The 20,434-nt window shown below is 63.4% G+C and carries 17 protein-coding genes; 7 read left to right on the top strand and 10 right to left on the bottom strand.

Annotated elements, in window-relative coordinates:
• Positions 1–223 precede the first annotated feature (223 nt).
• Positions 224–847, bottom strand: coding sequence for a DnaJ domain-containing protein (locus RA26_RS02620; protein WP_039179312.1), 624 nt, complete (start codon positions 845–847; stop codon positions 224–226).
• Positions 848–952: 105 nt separating this feature from the next.
• On the opposite strand from RA26_RS02620, the gene RA26_RS02615 reads away from it, so the two are divergent.
• On the top strand, positions 953–1,207 hold the full coding sequence (locus tag RA26_RS02615) for a BolA family protein (protein WP_039179310.1): 255 nt from the start codon (positions 953–955) through the stop codon (positions 1,205–1,207).
• Positions 1,208–1,290: 83 nt separating this feature from the next.
• Here RA26_RS02615 and RA26_RS02610 read toward each other — a convergent pair whose 3' ends face one another.
• The 4 genes from RA26_RS02610 to RA26_RS22020 all read right to left on the bottom strand — a co-directional run bounded on the left by RA26_RS02610 (position 1,291) and on the right by RA26_RS22020 (position 5,760).
• A complete protein-coding gene (locus RA26_RS02610) occupies positions 1,291–1,788 on the bottom strand; it encodes a DUF4177 domain-containing protein (protein WP_039179308.1) in 498 nt (165 codons plus the stop codon).
• Between the two features lie 108 nt (positions 1,789–1,896).
• Positions 1,897–3,138: a peptidase T gene (gene pepT / locus RA26_RS02605; protein WP_039179306.1), complete on the bottom strand. Its 1,242-nt coding sequence runs from the start codon at positions 3,136–3,138 to the stop codon at positions 1,897–1,899.
• Between the two features lie 196 nt (positions 3,139–3,334).
• A complete protein-coding gene (gene gatB / locus RA26_RS02600) occupies positions 3,335–4,846 on the bottom strand; it encodes an Asp-tRNA(Asn)/Glu-tRNA(Gln) amidotransferase subunit GatB (RefSeq protein ID WP_039179304.1) in 1,512 nt (503 codons plus the stop codon).
• A gap of 179 nt (positions 4,847–5,025) precedes the next feature.
• The gene (locus RA26_RS22020) at positions 5,026–5,760 is read right to left on the bottom strand and encodes a hypothetical protein (protein WP_052272285.1); all 735 of its coding nucleotides are present in this window, start codon (positions 5,758–5,760) and stop codon (positions 5,026–5,028) included.
• A 105-nt stretch (positions 5,761–5,865) separates the two neighbouring features.
• Between RA26_RS22020 and RA26_RS02590 the strand changes: the two genes are divergently transcribed.
• The gene (locus RA26_RS02590; protein ID WP_039179301.1) at positions 5,866–6,198 is read left to right on the top strand and encodes a winged helix-turn-helix transcriptional regulator; all 333 of its coding nucleotides are present in this window, start codon (positions 5,866–5,868) and stop codon (positions 6,196–6,198) included.
• Positions 6,199–6,298: 100 nt separating this feature from the next.
• On the top strand, positions 6,299–8,665 hold the full coding sequence (locus tag RA26_RS02585; RefSeq protein ID WP_039179298.1) for a Tex family protein: 2,367 nt from the start codon (positions 6,299–6,301) through the stop codon (positions 8,663–8,665).
• A gap of 65 nt (positions 8,666–8,730) precedes the next feature.
• On the opposite strand, the gene RA26_RS02580 is transcribed toward RA26_RS02585, so the two are convergent.
• From RA26_RS02580 to pepN, 3 genes are all read right to left on the bottom strand, one after another.
• On the bottom strand, positions 8,731–10,002 hold the full coding sequence (locus RA26_RS02580; RefSeq protein ID WP_039179295.1) for a hypothetical protein: 1,272 nt from the start codon (positions 10,000–10,002) through the stop codon (positions 8,731–8,733).
• Between the two features lie 160 nt (positions 10,003–10,162).
• Positions 10,163–10,621: a hypothetical protein gene (locus RA26_RS02575; RefSeq protein ID WP_039179292.1), complete on the bottom strand. Its 459-nt coding sequence runs from the start codon at positions 10,619–10,621 to the stop codon at positions 10,163–10,165.
• Positions 10,614–13,166 (bottom strand): aminopeptidase N, encoded by a 2,553-nt coding sequence (gene pepN, locus RA26_RS02570; RefSeq protein ID WP_039179289.1) that lies wholly within the window; start codon positions 13,164–13,166, stop codon positions 10,614–10,616. The genes RA26_RS02575 and pepN overlap by 8 nt, the downstream gene beginning before the upstream one ends.
• 222 nt (positions 13,167–13,388) lie before the next feature.
• Between pepN and RA26_RS02565 the strand changes: the two genes are divergently transcribed.
• The 3 genes from RA26_RS02565 (at position 13,389) to RA26_RS02555 (ending at position 16,956) form a co-directional block, all read left to right on the top strand.
• Entirely contained in the window at positions 13,389–15,536 is a 2,148-nt protein-coding gene (locus tag RA26_RS02565) for a malate synthase G (protein ID WP_039179287.1), read from the top strand.
• Positions 15,537–15,645: 109 nt separating this feature from the next.
• Positions 15,646–16,074, top strand: coding sequence for a GlcG/HbpS family heme-binding protein (locus tag RA26_RS02560; protein WP_039179284.1), 429 nt, complete (start codon positions 15,646–15,648; stop codon positions 16,072–16,074).
• Positions 16,075–16,176: 102 nt separating this feature from the next.
• Complete coding sequence (locus RA26_RS02555; RefSeq protein ID WP_039179281.1) at positions 16,177–16,956, top strand: gamma-glutamyl-gamma-aminobutyrate hydrolase family protein; 780 nt, start codon at positions 16,177–16,179, stop codon at positions 16,954–16,956.
• Positions 16,957–17,025: 69 nt separating this feature from the next.
• Here the strand turns inward: RA26_RS02555 and RA26_RS02550 are convergent, their stop codons facing one another.
• Together RA26_RS02550 and RA26_RS02545 are read right to left on the bottom strand one after the other, a co-directional pair.
• A complete protein-coding gene (locus tag RA26_RS02550) occupies positions 17,026–19,266 on the bottom strand; it encodes a xanthine dehydrogenase family protein molybdopterin-binding subunit (protein WP_039179279.1) in 2,241 nt (746 codons plus the stop codon).
• 3 nt (positions 19,267–19,269) lie between these two features.
• On the bottom strand, positions 19,270–19,734 hold the full coding sequence (locus RA26_RS02545) for a (2Fe-2S)-binding protein (protein ID WP_039179276.1): 465 nt from the start codon (positions 19,732–19,734) through the stop codon (positions 19,270–19,272).
• A 93-nt stretch (positions 19,735–19,827) separates the two neighbouring features.
• On the opposite strand from RA26_RS02545, the gene RA26_RS02540 reads away from it, so the two are divergent.
• Positions 19,828–20,409 (top strand): TetR/AcrR family transcriptional regulator, encoded by a 582-nt coding sequence (locus tag RA26_RS02540; protein WP_039179272.1) that lies wholly within the window; start codon positions 19,828–19,830, stop codon positions 20,407–20,409.
• Positions 20,410–20,434: the final 25 nt, after the last annotated feature.

Genomic DNA, 20,434 nt, shown 5'->3' with positions numbered 1-20,434 from the left:
GCCCCCAGCCGGGCAGCAGGGGGCGCGTTTTGCCGGTTATGTCTAGCTTTTGGGGGGACAGCTGCATCCGGCATGTCCTTGCGTAACCGGTCGCAACGGGGTGCGTCAAAGAAATAAAATTTCTATCATAAACTTTCGGCAAAAGACCGCGCATCGCAACTGGCGCTGCCGCAAGAAAAAGGGCGGCTGCCGCCGCCCGTCCTTCCGGAAATCTGCCCGTGGCTTACTTGAAGCTGCGGCTGTCCTTGATCTGGTCCCAGGCCCAGCGGACCTCCTGCAGCTGTTCTTCCTGGCTGCGGTCGCCGCCATTCATGTCGGGATGCAGCACCTTGATCAGCTTCTTGTAGGCCTTGCGGATGTCGGCCTTGGACCAGTCGTCCTTTGCCTCCAGGATCTCGATCGCGCGGCGCTCGGTAGGCGGCAGGCGGCGGCCTGCCTTGGCGGCGCGGCCCGGGTTCTGGGTCGCATTGGCGCCCAGCACCTGATGCGGGTCCTCGATGCCCAGCCGGGCCCAGGCGCGGGCCTCCGGATCGCCCATCGGCTTGGTCTCGCGCTCCCACACCTTGTCCTTGGAGCGCTGCGCGTTCAGCTCTGCCTCGGTGGTGCCTTCAAAGAAGTTCCACTGGTTGTTGTACTCGCGCACGTGCTCCTGGCAGAACCAGAAGAAGTCATCCAGCACATCCGGTGCTTTGGGGGCGCGGAACTTGCCGGCTTCCTCGCAGCCGTCCTTGTCGCACACGCGCTGGGACGTCTCGGAGGCACCGCTGGCTGCGCGCCGCCCGCGCGGATTCTTCTTCTTGGCGGAGCGGACGGACATATCGAAGCCAAAGGGATCGGATTTGGACATGGGCGCACCTTCTAGACGCATCTGTTCGACTCGGAGGCAGCAGTTTAGTCTAAGGGGCGTCAGATTGAAGGGGGCGCAGGCAAAAAAGATGGGGATGAGCGGAAAATGAGTGTGAAGCAGGAAATGGAAGCGGCGCTGCAGGCGGCGTTTGAGCCAACCGCACTGGAAGTGGTGAATGAAAGCCACAAACACGCGGGCCACGCAGGCGACGATGGCTCCGGCGAGAGCCATTTTGCAGTGATGATCCGCGCCGGGGCCTTTCAGGGCATGAACCGGGTGCAGCAGCACCGCGCAGTGCACAAGGCGCTGGGCGGCATCGTGCCGCGCATTCACGCGCTGGCGCTGGATATCGGCGCCTGAGGCCAAAGAGCGGCGGGCCGATTCGCCCGCCCTGCGAAGCAAGGCGCCAAACGGGCGGGCAATCTGCCCGCCATTCCAATGATTTACTTGTCGTTGCCGTCTTTAAGGCCGGCCCGCGCCTTCAATGCCGCGGTCATGCCGGAGACCGGGCTCAGCTCCTCAACCCCGTCATCGGCCTGCATCTTTGCGGCACCAGGGCCAGGCACCTGTTCCGCTTCCGGCGGTGCCTCAGGGTCGCCTGCCGCCGCCGTCAGTCGAGGTGTTTCCGGTTCGCTGTGACGGAATTCCACCGACGGTGCGGCAGGCTCCTTGCGGGTGCTCGCGGCCTTCTCAGCAGGCTTGTCCGCCGCCAGCGCGCGGCGGAACACCATCACGTTGCGCCAGTTGGTGGCCGAGCCCATCATGCCGGAGCGCTCCTCGCTCGGCAGCAGCTCGGCGCGCTGGAATTCCCAGCCCTCAGCAGCCATCTCGTTGAGCAGGATCTCGATCGAATTGGCAAAGCGCGCCTCCGGTGTCTTCACCCCCTTGGCCTTGGTGCCCTTGGCCGGGGCGGGGACAACCTTGTATTCAAATGCTTGCATGAACGTCTCCTGTCTTGCGGGCAGGTTTAGCGGAATGGGGGGAGCGGTCAAGACGCGGCAGCGGGCAGGTGTGCTGCAGGCGGCCGTTTTCCGGGGCCGCCCGCCGGGTCAGCCTTTTTCCGCCGCTTTCTGCACCAGGGTCAGACAGACCTCCGTGGCTTTGGCCATGTCCTGCACCGAAATCCACTCCAGCGGCCCGTGCACACTCTGCATGCCTGTGAAGATATTGGGTGTCGGCACCCCGAGCTCGGTCAGCCGTGAACCATCTGTGCCGCCGCGGATCGGGGCAGAGATAGGCTCGATCTCATGTGCACGGCAGGCTGCCAGTGCCAGTTCCACCGGGGTCATGTCGTTTTCCAGCCAATAGCGCATGTTCCGGTATTGCGGGAAGATTTCGCAGGTGATCTCCGCCCGCTGCTCGGTGGCTTGCACCGCCTCGCAGACACCGCGCAACAGGGCGCCCTTGGCCGCCAGACCGTCCATTTCAAAGTCACGCAGGATCAGCTTGATCTCCATCTCTGAAGACCCGCCATTCATGTCGGTGATATGAATGAAGCCCTCGCGCCCGTCAGTGGTTTCCGGCGTCATGGTGGCCTGCGGCAGGGTCTGCACGATCTTCGCCGCCAGATGCGCGGCGTTGACCATCTTCTCCTTGGCCCAACCGGGGTGGATCGACACGCCCTTGATGCTGACCACCGCACGGTCGGCAGAGAAGCTCTCATAGACGATCTCCCCCGCGTCGCCGCCGTCCAGCGTATAGGCGAAATCCACGCCCAGGTTTTTGGGTAGATCCTCGCCGACCCCGCGGCCGATCTCCTCGTCCGGGGTGAAGGCAAGGCGGATCTTCGGATGTTTGATCTCCGGGTTCGCCAGCAGGTGCCGCGCCAGGGTCATTACAATGGCAACCCCCGCCTTGTCGTCAGCGCCCAGCAAGGTGAGGCCGGAGGCGGTGATCAGATCATCGCCCTGTTTGGAGGCCAGATAAGGGGATTTCTGCGGAGACAGCACCAGGTCCGGGTTGTCGGGATAGGTGATATCACCGCCGTCATACCCTTTGATCACCCGCGGCTTGACGCCGGTGGCATTGAACTGCGGCGCGGTATCCACATGGGCGAGAAGGCCGATGGCCGGCCCCGGCGCTGTGGCGGGAATGGTGGCCAGTACCACGCCGTAATCCGTCAGCGTCACGTCGGCGGCACCAATCTCCTGCAGCTCTGCCACCAGCAGGTTCAGCATGGCGAACTGGATTTCGGTGCTGGGAGTGGCGGCGGATGTCTCGTCGCTCTGGCTGTCGATGGCGGCGTAGCGGACCAGACGGTCCTCAAGTTCCTGATCGAAATTGGGCTGCATGAAACCTCCGGGATTTTGGCAGGAGGAAAGCCCTTGGCGCGGCGAAGGTCAAGGCGGGGAATTCCGCTGCAGCGGCGGGGAAAGGCACCGCCCGGTGCACAGGGAGTGTACAGGGGGTGCACGCATGTCACCCCCCTTCCGGTCACAAAAAAGGGCGCCGCAAGGGGCGCCCTTTCGCTATAGGATGTGCAGCGGATCAGCCGCCCAGTTTCTTGGCGACCAGCTCGTTCACTGCCTTGGGATTGGCCTTGCCGCCGGTGGCTTTCATCACCTGGCCGACGAACCAGCCTGCCAGCTTCGGGTTCACCTTGGCCTTCTCCACCTGCGCCGGGTTGGCGGCGATGATCTCGTCCAGGGCGGTCTCGATGGCGCCGGTATCCGTCACCTGCTTCATGCCGCGTTCTTCGACGATCTGCGCCGGGTCGCCGCCTTCGGTATAGACGATTTCAAACAGGTCCTTGGCGATCTTGCCAGAGATGGCGTCAGAGGCGATCAGGTCGATAATGCCGCCCAGCTGGGCCGGGGAGACCGGGGATTCGGTGATCGCGTGGTCTTCTTTCTTCAGGCGGCCGAACAGCTCGTTGATCACCCAGTTGGCAGCCAGCTTGCCGCTGCGGCCCTTGGCGGTTTCTTCAAAGAAAGCCGCCGATTCCACATCCGCGGTCAGCACCGAGGCGTCATAGTCGCTGAGGCCGAAGTCGTTGATGAAACGCGCCTTTTTCTCGTCCGGCAGCTCCGGCAGATTGGCGGCGATTTCATCGACCCAGGCCTGCTCGATTTCCAGCGGCAGCAGATCGGGGTCGGGGAAATAGCGGTAATCATGCGCTTCTTCCTTGGAGCGCATGGAGCGGGTTTCGCCCTTGTCCGGGTCATACAGACGGGTTTCCTGCTCGACCTTGCCGCCGCCTTCGATGATGGCGATCTGACGGCGGGCCTCGACCTCGATGGCCTGCTGGATGAAGCGCATGGAGTTCATGTTCTTGATCTCGCAGCGGGTGCCGAGATGGCTGAAGTCCTGGGTTTCCTGATACTTCTCGTACTGGCCGGGCAGGCAGACCGAGACGTTCACGTCAGCGCGCAGGTTGCCGTTTTGCATGTTGCCGTCGCAGGTGCCCAGGTACTGCATGATCTGGCGCAGCTTGGCGATATAGGCAGCGGCTTCCTCCGGACCCCGGATGTCGGGGCGCGAGACGATCTCCATCAGGCAGACGCCGGTCCGGTTCAAGTCCACGAACGACATGTTGGGGTCCATGTCGTGGATCGACTTGCCGGCGTCCTGCTCCATGTGGATACGCTCGACGCGGACGTTGCGCGCGGTGCCGTCGCCCAGTTCCACCAGCACTTCGCCTTCGCCCACAATGGGATGATAAAGCTGGGAAATCTGGTAGCCCTGCGGCAGGTCAGGATAGAAATAGTTTTTGCGGTCAAAGGCCGACCACAGGTTGATGCCGGCCTTGAGGCCCAGGCCGGTGCGCACCGCCTGTTCGACGCAGTATTCGTTGATCACCGGCAGCATGCCGGGCATTGCCGCGTCGACAAAAGCCACGTTCGAATTCGGCTCTGCGCCGAACTTGGTGGAGGCACCGGAGAACAGCTTCGAATTGGAGCTGACCTGAGCATGCACCTCCATGCCGATGACCAGTTCCCAGTCATGCTTGGCGCCCGCGATCACCTTGGGCTTGGGGAGTTCATATGTCAGGTCGAGCATGGTTTTCCGCCGTATCCGAATGTCCAATGTTGGCAAGCGTTCTAGGCCAGTGCGGCAAGGGGGGCAAGAGCCGCAGGGATGGGAAACTGCGGCTAAGGGGCGGAATATGGAAAGTTGCATCCAGATGGCGGAGCGGGCACCGGACAGCGGCGGCTCCGAAGAGCCGCCGCGGCGTGCAGTCAGGCAGTGGCCAGCAGCCGGCTGCTGCGGCGCAGAGCGCCCAGGGAGAACAACTGGAAGGCAATGAACACCGGTACGAAGTATTCCGGGAACAGGGCCAGAGGATAGGCGTTGATGATGTTGGGGTTATCAAAGGCCATCAGCTGCAGGGCTCCTGCCGAGGTTGCGATGCCAAGGCTGACCGCCACTGCGAAATCCAGCAAGCCGATGTAGCTGGCGCGGCGGACCAGGGCCTCGGCATTGGCGTCGCCGCGGTTCAGCGCGCGCATGGCCTGAATTGCCGCAATGCCTGCCAGAACGTCGCCGATGCCTGCGGGCAGTGCAAACTGCCAGGGCAGGTCGCCCATCAGCCAGCCGATCAGAAACACGCCGCCCATCAGACGAAGGCTTTGAATGCTGATCAGATGCGCGTGGCTGAGCCCGTGCAGAATGGCCCGTCCCGTTGCCGTCAGCCGGCCCATGGCCCAGAGCAGGAAAGCCCCGCCGATGAGCGGCATCAGCGCGTAGGGCGGATCAGTGATCTCGAGTGGCGGCATGAGAATGCCGGCTTGGGCCAAACCTGTGACCAGCGGGAACCACAAGCCAAGAACGGCAGCGGTGACAGTTACTCCGGTTGCGGCTTGCCTCAGCGGCAGGCCGGATCTTAGGGCGCCGATGCTGACAAGGCCGATTGCAAAGGCAGGCAGGATGACGGCGAAGGCCTGAACATAAACGGTGGCGAGAGATTCGAACATTTCTGTGACTCCTACTGGGCTGGAAATCTGTTGGTCCTTGCGTGATAGTGACTATCAAATAAGTAGTGACTTCACATTTGCAAGCTGAGTGCTTAAATTTTGCCCATGAACCAGCAGCCACGTGAAAATTGCCCGGTTCTGCGGGCGTCGAATGTTATGGGGGACCAATGGGTCCTGTTGATACTGCGCGAGTTCTTTTTAGAAGGTCCGCGCCGGTTCCAGGATTTGCAGGACATTTTGAAGATTTCACCGAACACCTTGTCAGGCCGGCTGCGGAGGCTGGAGGAAAACGGTGTGCTTGAGCGCCAGGCCTATTCGCAGAACCCGCCGCGATGGGAGTACCGCCTGACCAAAAGAGGCGAGGCGCTGGCCCCGGTCATGAGTGCGATCCGTGCTTGGGGGGAGGCCCATACACCGGATCTGCCGGACACGCCTTGATGCTGCTGGCGGGGTGCCGCCAGACACGCATTGAGCCCTTGGCGCGGCGCGGGCAGGCAGATAGAACTGGCAGCCCGAGCAGAATTTTGAGGAGGCCGCCTTGGACACATCCGCCCGCATCAGCCAGACCATTGCCACGGAAATCGGTGCCGCCGCCAAGCAGGTGAGCGCTGCGGTGGCGCTGCTGGACGAAGGTGCCACGGTACCCTTTGTTGCGCGCTACCGGAAGGAGGCGACCGGCGGGCTGGACGATACCCAGTTGCGCACCCTGGCGGAGCGGCTGGCGTATTTACGGGAACTGGAAGCGCGCCGCGCCGCCATCATTGAGTCGATCAAGGGGCAGGAAAAGCTGACCGACGATCTGGCGGCCTCGATTGCCAAGGCGGAAACCAAGGCGCAGCTGGAGGATATCTATCTGCCCTACAAGCCGAAGCGGCGCACCAAGGCGATGATTGCAAAGGAAAACGGGTTGGAGCCGCTGGCAGATGCCATCCTGGGCGACCGCAGCGCCGACCCGGAGAGGCTGGCCGAAGGCTATGTGACCGAGGCTGTGACCACGGTGAAGGACGCGCTGAACGGCGCGCGGGATATCCTGACCGAGCGGCTGACGGAAAACGCCTCCCTGCTGGGGCGGCTGCGGGAGTTCCTGCAGCGGGAGGCCGTGCTGACCGCCAAGGTGATTGAGGGCAAGGAGCAGGAGGGCACCAAGTTCTCTGACTACTTCGCCCATTCGGAGCGCTGGGCGGATGTGCCCTCGCACCGGGCGCTGGCGATGCTGCGCGGCTCCAACGAAGGCGTGCTGACGCTGGACGTCGGGCCAGAGCCGGAAGAGGGCGTGGCCCGGGCGGAAGGAATGGTTGCGGCAGAACTGGGCGCGGGCGGCAATGGGCCGGGCGACAAGTGGCTGCGCAAGGTGGCGGGCTGGACATGGCGGGTGAAGCTGTCACTGTCGATGATGCTGGAACTGATGGGTGATCTGCGCGGCCGCGCGCAGGAGGACGCCATTCAGGTTTTTGCCCGCAACCTCAAGGACCTGCTGTTTGCAGCTCCGGCCGGTGCGCGGCCGACCCTCGGGCTGGATCCGGGCATCCGCACCGGCGTCAAAGCGGCAGTGGTTGATGCAACCGGGAAACTGGTGGCCACAGAGACCTTGTACCCGTTCCAGCCGAAGAACGATCTGCGCGGGGCGCAGGTGTCGATTGTGAAGCTGATCGCCGAACACGGAGTGGAGCTGATCGCCATCGGCAACGGCACCGCCAGCCGCGAGACCGAGCGGATGGTGGCGGAGGTGCTGAAACACTTGCCTGCCAAGATCAAAGTACCGACCAAAGTGGTGGTGAGCGAGGCCGGCGCCTCGGTCTATTCCGCCTCCGAACTGGCGGCGCGGGAGTTCCCGGATCTGGACGTATCCTTGCGCGGCGCAGTGTCGATTGCCCGGCGCCTGCAGGATCCGCTGGCGGAGTTGGTGAAGATCGAGCCCAAGAGCATTGGCGTCGGCCAGTACCAGCATGATGTGGACCAGCATAAACTGTCGAAGTCGCTGGAGGCGGTGATCGAGGACGTGGTGAACGCGGTCGGCGTCGACCTTAATATGGCGTCTGCGCCGCTCTTGTCCCATGTTTCGGGACTTGGCCCAGGTCTGGCAGAGGCGATTGTGGCGCACCGGGACATCAACGGCGCGTTTACTTCGCGCAAGGAATTACTGAAGGTGGCGCGGCTTGGCCCCAAGGCGTTTGAGCAATGTGCGGGCTTCCTGCGCATCCGCGATGGCAAGGAGCCGCTGGATGCATCCTCGGTCCACCCCGAAAGCTATGATGTGGCCCGCAAGATCGTCGCTGCCTGCGGCCGCGACATCCGCCAGATCATGGGCGACGGCGCGGCACTGAAGCCCCTGCGGGCGGAGGAGTTTGTCGGCGGCGAGGTAGGGCTGCCCACCGTGCGCGACATTTTCCAGGAATTGGAAAAGCCGGGCCGCGACCCGCGCCCGTCCTTTGTCACGGCATCGTTCAAGGACGGCGTGGAGGAGATCACAGATCTGAAGCCCGGGATGGTGCTGGAGGGCACCGTGACCAATGTGGCGGCCTTTGGCGCCTTTGTGGATATCGGGGTGCATCAAGACGGGCTGGTGCATGTCAGCCAGCTGGCCGACCGGTTTGTGAAGGACCCGCATGAGGTGGTGAAGACCGGTCAGGTGGTCAAGGTCACCGTCACCGAGGTGGATGTGCCGCGCAAGCGGATCGGGCTGACCATGAAGAAGGACGGCGGCGCTTCTGCCAAGGCAGAGCGCAATGCGCGCGGGGCCTCCAAGGGGGCAGTGCCGCGACGGGGCGGTAAGCCGGGCGGAACCCAGGGCCGCAAAGGCAGGATGTCTGCCGGGCCCAAGGGCGGGCAGGCGTCCGGTCAGGGCCCAGGCCAAAGTACTGGCGCACTGGGTGCAGCCTTGATGGATGCCTTCAAGAAGAAATGAGGAAACGGGGCCGTGGCCCCGTTTTCTTTTTCAATTAGGCGCGTTTCCCAATTCAATGGGGATTGTCAGGCGGGGCTGAGGTGCAGTCCCTTTTCGGTGAAGGAGATCTTCTGGCCGCTTTCGATCTCCTCGCGGAACTGGACGGCGAGGGCTTGCAGTGCGCCGGCATGCCCGCGGGCGGCAAAGCGGCTGACGGAGCGGATCAGCGCGCTGTTGTCGAAGCCTTCCTCCGCGTGTGCCCAGATCAGCGGGTGAAGCTCTGTCAGGTGATCGCGGATCAGCCAGTCGGCAGCCCCTGCAATCCTGAGCCGCGGCACGTCGGCTTGCAGGTCCTGTCCCATGTCCTTGGGCAGGGCAACGGTGCAATAGGCGGCCAGCAGGTTGATCATTTCCTGCGACGCGTCGGCCTGGACGATGTCGCGCAGCCCGTCCAGGAAGAAGCGGGTGTCGACACGGGCGCAGGCCTGGCTGTCGAGGGTGATGGCGTCAAAGTATACCCAAGTGTAGCCGCCTGCGCCCCATGTGGCTTCGGTGCGGGCAGCGGTGCGGCGCGCCTCCAGCTCCAGCGCGGCGTAGGAACCGGCGCTGCGCGGCAGCATATGGGTGCCAAGCGCCCGCATGTGGCGGTGATTGGCAGGCGCCAGGTCAATCAGCGCGCTGTAGGTGTCCGCCACCTGCAGGGTGCCGGTGCTGCGGCCGGCAAAGAGCGCGCATTGCGCGGCCAGCAGAAACGGGCTGTTCCGGCTGTCCCCTGCAATCGGCTCCAGCAGCGTGGCGGCACGGTCGAAATGGGCGGCGCAGCGGCGCTGGTTCGAGGCCGGCGTATCCTGCCCGCCGGTTCCGCGCCAGGCCCAGCCGATATCAATGTGGGCAAGCGCCACCAGGGCGGTCAGATAGGGATCGTGCCGGTTCTCCGCGCGCAGCGCCTCAAAGGCCATCAGGCCGCGGATCAGGGCGCGGCTGCGGGCGTCGTGATTTTCGGCCAGCGCGTGTTCCGTGGCGGTCACCACATCGGCGCGGGCGCCAAAAGCAATGAGATCGGCCAGCGGCATCCCGCAGCGGGTGGCAGCGCGGGTTTCGTCGGCCGTGCGGATCTGCCGGGACAGGTCGTCCCAGCGTTCCTGCCGGGCCAAAAACTGGCCGCGGTCCTGGGCCTCGGTGCCTTCGGGGGCGTCCTGCGCGCTCAGGACCGTGATGGACAGGCAATCCTCCGGGCGCTGGGCCAATGGCTGTTCCGCTGGGGCTGGCGCCTGGCGTGCAGCAGGCCTGGACCGGCTGGAAACCAGGCCTGAAATCCGGGAGAAGAGATCCAGTGCCTGTCGAGACTGTGTGAGCATTTGTGCTTCCTGATGAGTGGCAGCTTATCGTTGCTGCCAGTTTCGTCAGGCAATGGGGCGCAAAGATGGCGGCACTGAGGAAGTTAACGCGCCTAGGCGGTTAATCGCGTATTGCTGTCTAAAATCCAAAGTGGAATTGGCGTGCTTTTGACGGACGGGGTCAAAACGCGGTGAAGTGGTGGCGTTCAGTGCGCAGGCCGCGGGCCTGAAACACGGCGTCAGCTTCAGCGTGGGGCGGCGTGGCTTCCTGGGGCAAGCGGATGCGCTTGCCGCTGCGAAGGATCAGGGTTGCGCGGACGGAGAAGTCCCAGCGGGTATCGAACCGCACACGGTCGATTTCATCCAGTTCTGCATGTCCTGCCAGTTTTCCGGTGAACCATTCGACCCTGTTCGGGAACACCTTCAGCCCGGACACCGGGTTTCGGACCAGATCGGCGATCGCGGGCAGGACCGGCAGGGCAAGCAGGATTACGAGCCAAAGCGCGGCATCCAGCACCAGCCACAGGACCATTAGCGCGGCCAGCCAGCCGCCAGTTGCCAGAATGGCAGCGGGGGAGCGGCCCCGGCGGGAGAAACTGTAGTCCTCCGCCGGGGGGCATGTTTCAGGCGTTTCAGGCATCCAGGATCCGGGTCACCATTTCATTGGTGTCGCGGCTGAGGCCCTCAGTCCCGGCAATCCGGCTGAGTTGGGCGCGGATCAGCGATTGGCGGCCCGCGTCATAGCGCTTCCAGGTTTGGAAGGCGGCACACATGCGGGCGGTGGTTTGCGGGTTCAGACTGTCCAGTGCAATCAGGTTGTCGGCCAACAGCTGGTAGCCCTCGCCGCTGGCATGGTGAAAGCCTGCGTGATTGCCCGCCAGCGCGCCCATCACGGCACGGAAACGGTTGGGGTTTTTCATGTCAAACAGCGGGTGTTTTGTGAGCGCGGCTGCGGCTGCGGCGGTCTTCTCTGGCGCGGCGCAGGCGATCTGCAGTGCAAACCATTTGTCCATTACCAGCCGGTCGTCCTGCCACTGATCAAAGAATGCCTGGCTTTGCGCTTCGCCGTTCTCTGCCTTCATCAGCGCGCCAAGGGCGGCATATTGCTGGGTCATGTTATCGGCAGAGGCATACTGGCGCGCAGCCTGTTCGCCGCCGTCCAGCCGGGTCAGCAGCGACAGGATGCGGCTGTTGAGCGCGCGTTTTCCAGCAGCTTCAGCGTCGGGAGAGTAGGGACCATCGACCGTTGTCGCCGCATAGAGGCGGGGCAGGCTGGTTTCCAATTGCTGTGCCAGTGTCTGGGCGAAGGTCTCTGCCGCGTCATAGATTTTCTGGGGATCAGGGGTATAGCCGCGCTCATGCAGGGTCTGCGCAATGTCCGACTGGCTGGGAGGCGACAGCACCAGCGCGCGGAAGGCCGGGTCCTGATTATCATCGCGCACCAGTTTTTCCAGCGCATCCAGATAGGCCGCATCTGGAGCGGCGCCGTCCAGCACCATGGCAACGCGGGTTTCCTTGGCCAGCGCATTGCCGGCCTCCCAGCGATTGAACGGGTCGGTGTCATGGGCCAGCAAAAAAGCACGCTCGGCATTGGTAGTTTCACGCTCCAGGACGACCGGGGCGGAGAATTCGCGCAGGATGGAAGGAACCGGCTTGGTGGCGAGACCGTCGAAGGTGAAACTCTGCTTCGCCTCGGTCAGCTCCAGCACCTGCGTTGCGCGCACCTCATCGCCATTGGGCGACAGCAGGCCCACCGCGACCGGGATCACCCGCGGATCCTTCTCCGGCTGGCCAGGGGTCGGGGGCGTCGATTGCTCAAACGTCAGGGTATAGGTGCCGTCTGCATAGTCCTCGGAGACTTTCACCCGCGGGGTGCCGGCCTGGCTGTACCACAGCTTGAACTGGCTGAGGTCGCGGCCGGTGGCATCCTCGAACACCTTCAGCCAGTCCTCGATGGTGCAGGCCTGGCCGTCGTGGCGCTCGAAGTAGAGCTTCAGGGCCTTGTAGTAATTGTCATCCCCAACCAGCCGCTTGAGCATGCCAATCACCTCGGCACCTTTTTCATACACGGTGGCGGTGTAGAAGTTGTTGATCTCCTGGAATTGCTCGGGGCGCGGCGGATGGGCGAGGGGACCGTTGTCCTCCGGGAACTGACGGGCGCGAAGCGTAATCACGTCGTCGATGCGCTTCACCGGCTCAGAGCGCATGTCGGCGGTGAACTGCGCGTCGCGGAAAACGGTCAGGCCTTCCTTGAGGCAGAGCTGGAACCAGTCGCGGCAGGTGATGCGGTTGCCGGTCCAGTTGTGGAAGTATTCATGGGCAATAATTGCCTCAATACGTTCGAAATTGGCATCTGTGGAGGTCTCAGGCGACGCCAGAACGCAGGAGGAATTGAAAATGTTCAAGCCCTTGTTCTCCATCGCACCCATGTTGAAGTCGTCCACGGCGACGATGTTGAACAGCTCCAGGTCGTATTCCAGGCCGTAGACGTCCTCGTCCCATTTCATCGACTTCTTCAGCGCTTCCATGCCGAAGGCGCATTTGCCCTCATCACCGGGACGGACCCAGATGTTCAACTCAACCTTCTTACCGGACTTGGTGGTGAAACTGCCGGGATGGTTCACCAGATCGCCCGCCACCAGCGCAAACAGATAGGCCGGTTTCGGCCAGGGATCGTGCCATTCGGCCCAGCCTTCGCCCGCGCCCATCGGGTTGCCGTTGGACAGCATCACCGGCTCGTCGCCCTCGATCCGCACGGTGAAGGTGGACATCACGTCTGGGCGGTCGGGGTAATAGGTGATCTTGCGGAAACCCTCGGCCTCGCACTGGGTGCAATACATGCGGTTTGACATGTAAAGCCCTTCCAGCGCGGTGTTGCTGGCCGGGTTGATTTCCACCTCGGCTTCCCAGGTGAAGGGGGCGCTGGGCACGTCGCATTTGAGACCGCCATCGACCAGTTCCGGCGTGACCGCCTGACCGTCAATCTTAGCGGAGATCAGTTTCAGTTCTTCGCCGTGCAGAAAGAAGGTCCTGTCCGCCGCATCCGGTTTCGGGGCAAAGCGGATCTTGCTGATGACGCGGGTTGTTTCCGGCGCCAGGCGGAAGGTCAGGTGAACGCCTTCTACGTCAAACCCAAAGGGCGTGTAATCTTTCAGGTAGAAGGTCTGGGGCGTGTCTTTGGCCATTCTCGTTCTCCTCTGCACTGCTTCTTTTCAGGTGTAGAGGATAGGGGCGGGACTGCAAGCGGATTGGCGGTTGAAATTCGGCTTCCGGAAAATCCGCAGCACTTTCTTGAAAATCAAGAAATTGAGTTCGGTTTCACCGATGGGGTGTTTTGTTGCTGAGTGGAAACTTCTGCCCTAGTTAGGTGTCAGCATACAGTGGTGTACCGCCAGAAGGAGCAAGTCATGAGCCAGGTCGAGAAACAGGGAATTCAGGTGGCGCCTGAGCTGGTGGAGTTTATCGAAAAACAGGCGCTGCCAGGCAGCGGGATCGAGGCGGAAGCTTTCTGGAAAGGCCTGGCGGAACTTGTGAACACCTTTGGACCGGAAAACCGGGCGCTGCTGGCCAAGCGGGAAGAGATCCAGGCCAAGATCGACGCCTGGCACATCGCCAACCGCGACAAGCCGCATGACCATGACGCCTACAAGGCGTTTCTGGCGGACATTGGCTACCTGCTGCCGGAGGGCGGCGATTTTGAGATCGAGACCCGGAACGTGGATCCGGAGATTGCCAAGGTTCCGGGGCCGCAGCTGGTGGTGCCGATCACAAATGCCCGCTACGCGCTGAATGCTGCCAATGCGCGCTGGGGGAGCTTGTATGACGGGTTCTACGGCACCGATGCCATGGGAACCCCGGCGCCCAAGGGCGGCTATGACAAGGGCCGCGGCGCGCGGGTTGTGGCGCGGGCGCGGGTGTTCCTGGACGAGGCCTTTCCGATCAGCGGCGCCAGCCACGCCGACGTGCGCCGCTACCATGTTCAGGAGGGCCAGCTGCTCATTGACGACCTGCCGCTGGCACAGCCGGAGAAGTTTGCAGGCTACCGCGGCAATCCCAAGGCACCGGAAGCTGTGCTGCTGCGCAACAACGGGCTGCATGTGGAGTTGGTCTTTGACCGCGCCCACGCCATCGGTGCCCGCGATCAGGCAGGTCTGGCCGACGTGCGGCTGGAAAGTGCAATGTCGGCCATTATGGACTGCGAGGACTCGGTCGCCTGCGTCGATGCCGCGGACAAGGTGCAGGCATACTCCAACTGGCTAGGCCTGATGAAGGGCGATCTGGAGGCAGAGCTGGAGAAGGGCGGCAAGACCATCACCCGCCGCCTGAACCCGGACTTCGGTTATACCGCGCCGGACGGCTCTGCCATGTCGGTGAAGGGCCGCGCCCTGTTGTGGGTGCGCAACGTCGGCCACCTGATGACCAACCCGGCGGTGCTGGATCAGAACGGCAACGAGGCCTACGAGGGCCTGCTGGACGCGCTGATCACCGTGATGATTGCCAAACATGACCTGAAGCGGGAGGGGGGCAACTCGTCCCATGGTTCAGTGTATGTGGTGAAGCCCAAGATGCACGGGCCGGAGGAAGTGGCGTTCACTGACCGCATTTTCGCCAAGGTCGAGGATATCCTGGGCCTGCCGCGTCACACCGTGAAAATCGGCATCATGGATGAGGAGCGCCGCACCTCGGTTAACCTCAAGGAATGCATCCGCGCCGCCAAGCACCGGGTGGCCTTCATCAACACCGGTTTCCTCGACCGCACCGGCGACGAGATCCATACCTCCATGGAGGCAGGCCCGTTCAGCCGTAAGGACTTCATCAAGCGCAAGGGCTGGATCGGCGCCTATGAAAATCTGAACGTCGACATCGGCCTGGAATGCGGCCTGTCTGGCAAGGCGCAGATCGGCAAGGGTATGTGGGCAATGCCGGACATGATGGCGGCAATGCTGGAGCAGAAGATCGAGCATCCAAAATCCGGCGCCAATTGCGCCTGGGTGCCAAGCCCGACCGCCGCAACGCTGCACGCGCTGCATTACCACAAGGTGGATGTGCTGGCAGTGCAGGAGAAGCTGAAAGAGGGTGGCCGCCGCGCCCATGTGGACGGCATCCTGGAAATCCCTCTGGCGACCTACCGCAAATGGACCCCGCGCCAGATTGCCCGCGAGGTGGACAACAACGCGCAGGGCATCCTCGGCTACGTGGTGCGCTGGGTGGATCAGGGCGTCGGCTGCTCCAAGGTGCCGGACATCAACGACGTCGGCCTGATGGAAGACCGCGCCACCTGCCGTATTTCGGCGCAACACATTGCCAACTGGCTGCACCATGGCGTTGTGTCTGAGGAGGAAGTCATGGGCTCCCTGCGCAAGATGGCCAAGGTGGTGGATGAGCAGAACCGCGGCGACAATACCTACCGCGCGATGGCGCCGGGCTATGACAGCATTGCTTTCAAGGCGGCCTGTGATCTGGTGTTCAAGGGACGGGTGCAGCCCTCCGGCTATACCGAACCTGTGCTGCATGCCCGCCGGCTGGAGCTGAAGGCACAGGAAGCCGCAGCCTGACTGCGGCAAACTGACCGGATGAAACAGTTTCCCCGCAAAAAGGGGTAGTCAAAGGGGGCCTTTTGGCCTCCTTTTCTGTTCCGTAACGTCAGGAGAGGAGGCTGAACACATGTCTGGGATTTCACTGGAGCAGGCACGCACCATCATCCGCGTGGCGCTGGACAAGGGGCATGAGCTGAACCTGAAGCCGCTGTCGGTGGTGGTGCTGGATGCTGGCGGCCACGTGCAGGCGTTTGAGCGCGAAGACGGTGCCGCACCGGGCCGCTTCCCGATTGCGCATGGCAAGGCCTATGGCTCGGTGATGCTGGGCATGGCCGGCAGCGCCCAAATGGCACGGGCAGAGGCGCAGGCCTATTTCATGGCAGCGGTGAACGGTGTTTACGGCGGCCAGGTGGTGCCGGTGCCGGGCGGCGTGCTGGTGCGCGGCGCAGACGGCGCGGTGATCGGCGCAGTTGGCGTGACCGGCGACACCTCTGACAACGACGCGATTGCCGCGATGGCCGGCATCGAAGCCGCTGGCCTGAAAGGTGAAATCTAACCCTCCCGTGCGCCTGTGAACACTCTGTTGCGCCGTCACTGCGGTTGAACCCGGCCCCTCGCGGAGCTAGGTTTTCTGTCAGGGAACGGAGACAAGCACGACATGGCGCGACCCAAAGTAGGCATAATCGGCAATTCCTATCTGCTGAACGATCAGTATCCCGTGCATGCGGGCGGGACGATGAACTCCGAGGCGATTGCCGAGGTGGCGGGCTGTATGCCGCTGATGATCCCCTCAGACCCGCGGTTTGTGACAGTGGCGGAACTGCTGGATACTTTCGACGGTTTCCTGCTGACCGGCGGGCGCCCCAACGTGCATCCCAACGAATACGGCGAGGCCGAGACAGAGGCGCATGGCGCCTTTGACCGGGCGCGCGATGCGATCACCCTGCCGCTGGTGCGCGCCTGCGTGGAGCGCGGCCAGCCGTTCCTGGGAATCTGCCGCGGTTTTCAGGAGGTGAACGTTGCGATGGGCGGTACCCTGCACCCGGAAATCCGCGACCTGCCGGGGCGGATGAACCACCGGATGCCGCCGGACGGTACGCTGGAGGAAAAATTCGCCCTGCGCCACACAGTCAAGTTCAATTCCGGCGGGGTGTTTCACCGCCTGTTCGGGGCCGAAGAGGTGATGACCAACACCCTTCACGGCCAGGGTATCAAGCGCCCCGGCGCGCGGGTTGTCATCGACGGCCACGCGCCGGATGGCACGCCGGAGGCCGTCTATGTCAAGGATGCGCCGGGGTTCACCTTGTCGGTGCAATGGCACCCAGAGTGGGAAGCGGCAGCGGACCCGGTATCGCGGCCGCTGTTTGAGGCTTTCGGGGATGCGGTGCGGGCTTGGGCGGACGCGGGGATGCGGGCCGGTCTTCAAAAATCCGCATAAGAAGGTCTCTGGTACCTCAGGCCTAAGGCGGGAGGCGGTCCGCCCGTCAGGGCAGACCGCATTGGGGCTTCAGATCAGCAGATCAAAGTCATGCATCAGCGGCAGCCGCCGGGCGCGCTTGCCGGTAAGGTCGAATAGCGCATTTGCCAGTGCCGGGGCTGCTGGCGGGGTGCCGGGCTCGCCTGCGCCGCTGATATGCGACTGCTCTTCCAGAATACGCACCTCCACCTCGGGCATCGTATGCATGCGGATAGCGTCGTAATCGGGGAAGTTCCCTTGCTCCGCCGCACCTTCGGCAAAGGTGATCTCCCCGAACATCGCAGCTGACAGCCCGTAGGCCATGCCGCCAAACATCTGTGCTTCAAGGTTCTGCGGATCCAGCGCAACGCCTAGGTCGGCGGCGATCCAGGCCTTCTTGAGGCGGATCAGCCCGTCTTCCTCTGCCACCTCAATTACCTGAGCCACAGGGGTGCCGAAGCTGTAAGTCATGGCAACGCCCCGGCCTACGCCGTCAGGCGCGTTGCCGGTCCAGCCGGACATTTCCTTGACTGTTTCCAGCACCTTGGCTGCAGGCGCCCATTCCTGGCGTGTGAGGGTCAGCCGGAATTCCAGCGGGTCGGCTCCGGCCGCATGGGCCATTTCGTCCATGAAGCTTTCCATGAAGAAGCCGTTGAAGGACGCCCCGACAGACCGCCAGGCGCCGATCGGGACCTGCAGGTCCGCAGCGTGGCCGCGGATGCGGTAGTTGGGGATGCCGTAGGGCTGGTTGAAGGCGCCGTCGACAAGTGCTGTGTCTGGACCCGCAGGGGTCATGCCGAACCAGCGGCTCATCAGCTGCGGGGTCAGTGCCTGGCTGGCGATCTGGCCGTCCAGCAGGACTGCGCTGCCGTCCTTCACGGCGCCGCGCATCCGGGCCATGGCGCCGGGGCGGTAGAAGTCATGGGTCATGTCCTCTTCCCGGCTCCAGGTGAGCTGCACCGGGGTGCCCCGCATCTGCCGCGCTAGCTTGGCGGCATAGACCGAGAAGTCCATCTCGCCGCGTCGCCCGAAGCCGCCGCCCATCAGCAGGGTGTTCACCTCGACCTGCTCGGGTTCGATCCCCGACGCATCGGCACAGTGGTTGCGGGTGAGAAGCGGCCCCTGGTTGCCGCTCCAAAGCTGCAGTTTGCTGCCATCGTAGAGCGCGGTGGCGTTCAGCGGCTCCATCGTCGCGTGGGCCAGGAATGGCACCTCGTATTCGGCGGACACTTCCTGCGCGCCTTGGGGAAGTGCAGAGACATCGCCATCGTCGCGCAGGGTGGAGTTCGGCTCGGCGTCAAAGGCGGCGCGGATTGCGTTATGGATTTCCGCTTGCGTACCCGGAATGGGAGCAGGCCCCCAGTCTGCGGCGACCGCCTCGGTGGCCTGGATGGCCAGCCAAGTGTTGCTTCCAACCACGGCAAAGGCGTTGCCCAGATCCACCACTTGTTCGACGCCCGGCATCTGCAGCGCTTCGCTGGCATCAAAGCCGTTCATTGCGCCGCCAAGGTGGGGGTTCGCCTTGAGGGCCGCGAACTTCATCCCCGGCAGGCGGATGTCGATGCCGAATTTTGCGGTGCCAGTGGCCTTGCCGGGCATGTCCACACGCGGCTGCGCCTTGCCCAGAAGCTTCCATTCGCTGCGGTGGCGCAATTGGGCCTCGACCGGTTCCAGCCCGGCGGCCTCTGCAGCCAGTTCGGTATAGGCAATCTCGACGTTGCCGGGGGCAATCACCTTGCCGTCTCTGGTGGACAGCTGGCTGCTGGCAATCCCCAGCCGGTTGGCCGCAGCAAGCTTCAGCGTTTCCCGTGCAGAGGCGCCCGCGGCACGCATCCGTTCATACCCGTCCTTCATCGAGGAAGAGCCGCCGGTCACCTGCATGTCCATTAGCTTGCCCGCATGGCCAAGCGCTTCACCCAGCGAATGCACAAAGCGGGACTTGTCGTATCCCTTGGAGGGGATCACCTCGCCCAGCAGGGCGGAGTTGTAATAGGCGGTGGCGGCAGGGCCGTGGATGACTTCCACCTGATCCAGCGTCACATCCAGTTCTTCGGCGATCAGCGCGGCCCAGGTGGTGTGCACGCCCTGGCCCATCTCGGCGCGCGGGGCGATCAGGGTGATCTTGTCGTTTGAAATCATCACAAACGGGTTGAACGCCGCTTCGCCTTCGGCCGGTTTCAGCGGGTTCGGAGCAGGGCGGCTGACGTAATAGGCACCGAAGGCAACGCCGCCCACAATTGCGGCAGAGCCGATCAGGAAGGAGCGGCGGGCTATTTTCTTGAAGCTGGCCATGGATTACGCCTCCTGCATCTTCTGCGCGGCAGAATGGATGGCGGCACGGATGCGCGGGTAGGTGCCGCAGCGGCACAGGTTGCCCTGCATCGCTTCGTCAATCTCTGAATCAGATGGCGCCGGGTTTTCCGCCAGCAGGCTCGCCGCCTGCATGATCTGGCCGGACTGGCAATAGCCGCATTGGGCCACCTGATGTTCCACCCAGGCCTGCTGGATTGCCGCCATGGCGTCCGGCGTGCCGAGGCCCTCGATCGTTGTGACCTCTCCCCAGACATCCGACAGCGCCACTTGGCAGGAGCGCACCGCCTCGCCGTCGATATGGACGGTGCAAGCGCCGCAGGCAGCCACGCCGCAGCCGAACTTGGTGCCGGTGAGGCCGACCTCATCCCGCAGAACCCAGAGGAGGGGCACATCATCAGGCAGATCCACCTGATGGGTTTTTCCATTGATGCGCAGGTCTGTTGGCATGGCGGGACTCCCTTGCTGTGCTCCTGACAAAAATAACGAGTTTTGTCAGGGTGTCAATTGACATTTTTTACAAACAATGTCAGAAGCAGAAACATGAACATGGCAGGCATTGATCCGAAGCAGCAGGCAATCCTTGAGGCCGCCTGGATGGCGTTCTCAACTTACGGGTTCCGCAAGACCTCGATGGATGACATCGCCAAGGGCGCGGGCATGTCGCGGCCTGCTCTGTACCTGCATTTTAAGAACAAGGATGCGATATTCCGGGCCTTGGTGACCGCTTATTACGGCAACGCCGCTGCAGGTGTCCGCGCCGCGCTGGCCGGGCCGGGGCCGCTGCCGGACCAGTTGCAGGCCGCCTTTGCAGCCCAGGGCGGTGAAGCGGTTCAGCAGATGATGGCCTCGCCGCACGGGATGGAGTTGTTCGAAGTCACCAAGCACGTGGCCGGGGCAGAAATCGAAGCAGGCGAGGCCGCCCTGAGCGGGATCTATGCGGACTGGCTGCAGCAGCAGGTTGCGGCCGGGCGGGCGGTGCTGAGCGGCGAGGCGTCGGTGATTGCCCGAACCCTCTGCGCGTCATTGAAGGGGATCAAGCAGACCGCCGCGGACTACGAGTCTTATCAGGCAGGGGTGCGCCAGCTGGCTGCCCTGGCCGGAGCCGGGCTGACGCCGCGGTGAGGCGGGCCGGACAGGCCGGCCCGTA

This window comes from Leisingera sp. ANG-M7, assembly GCF_000813965.1.
GTDB lineage: Bacteria > Pseudomonadota > Alphaproteobacteria > Rhodobacterales > Rhodobacteraceae > Leisingera.
Note: the sequence above shows the minus strand (reverse complement) of the source record. Positions and strands in the feature narration are given on the sequence as shown.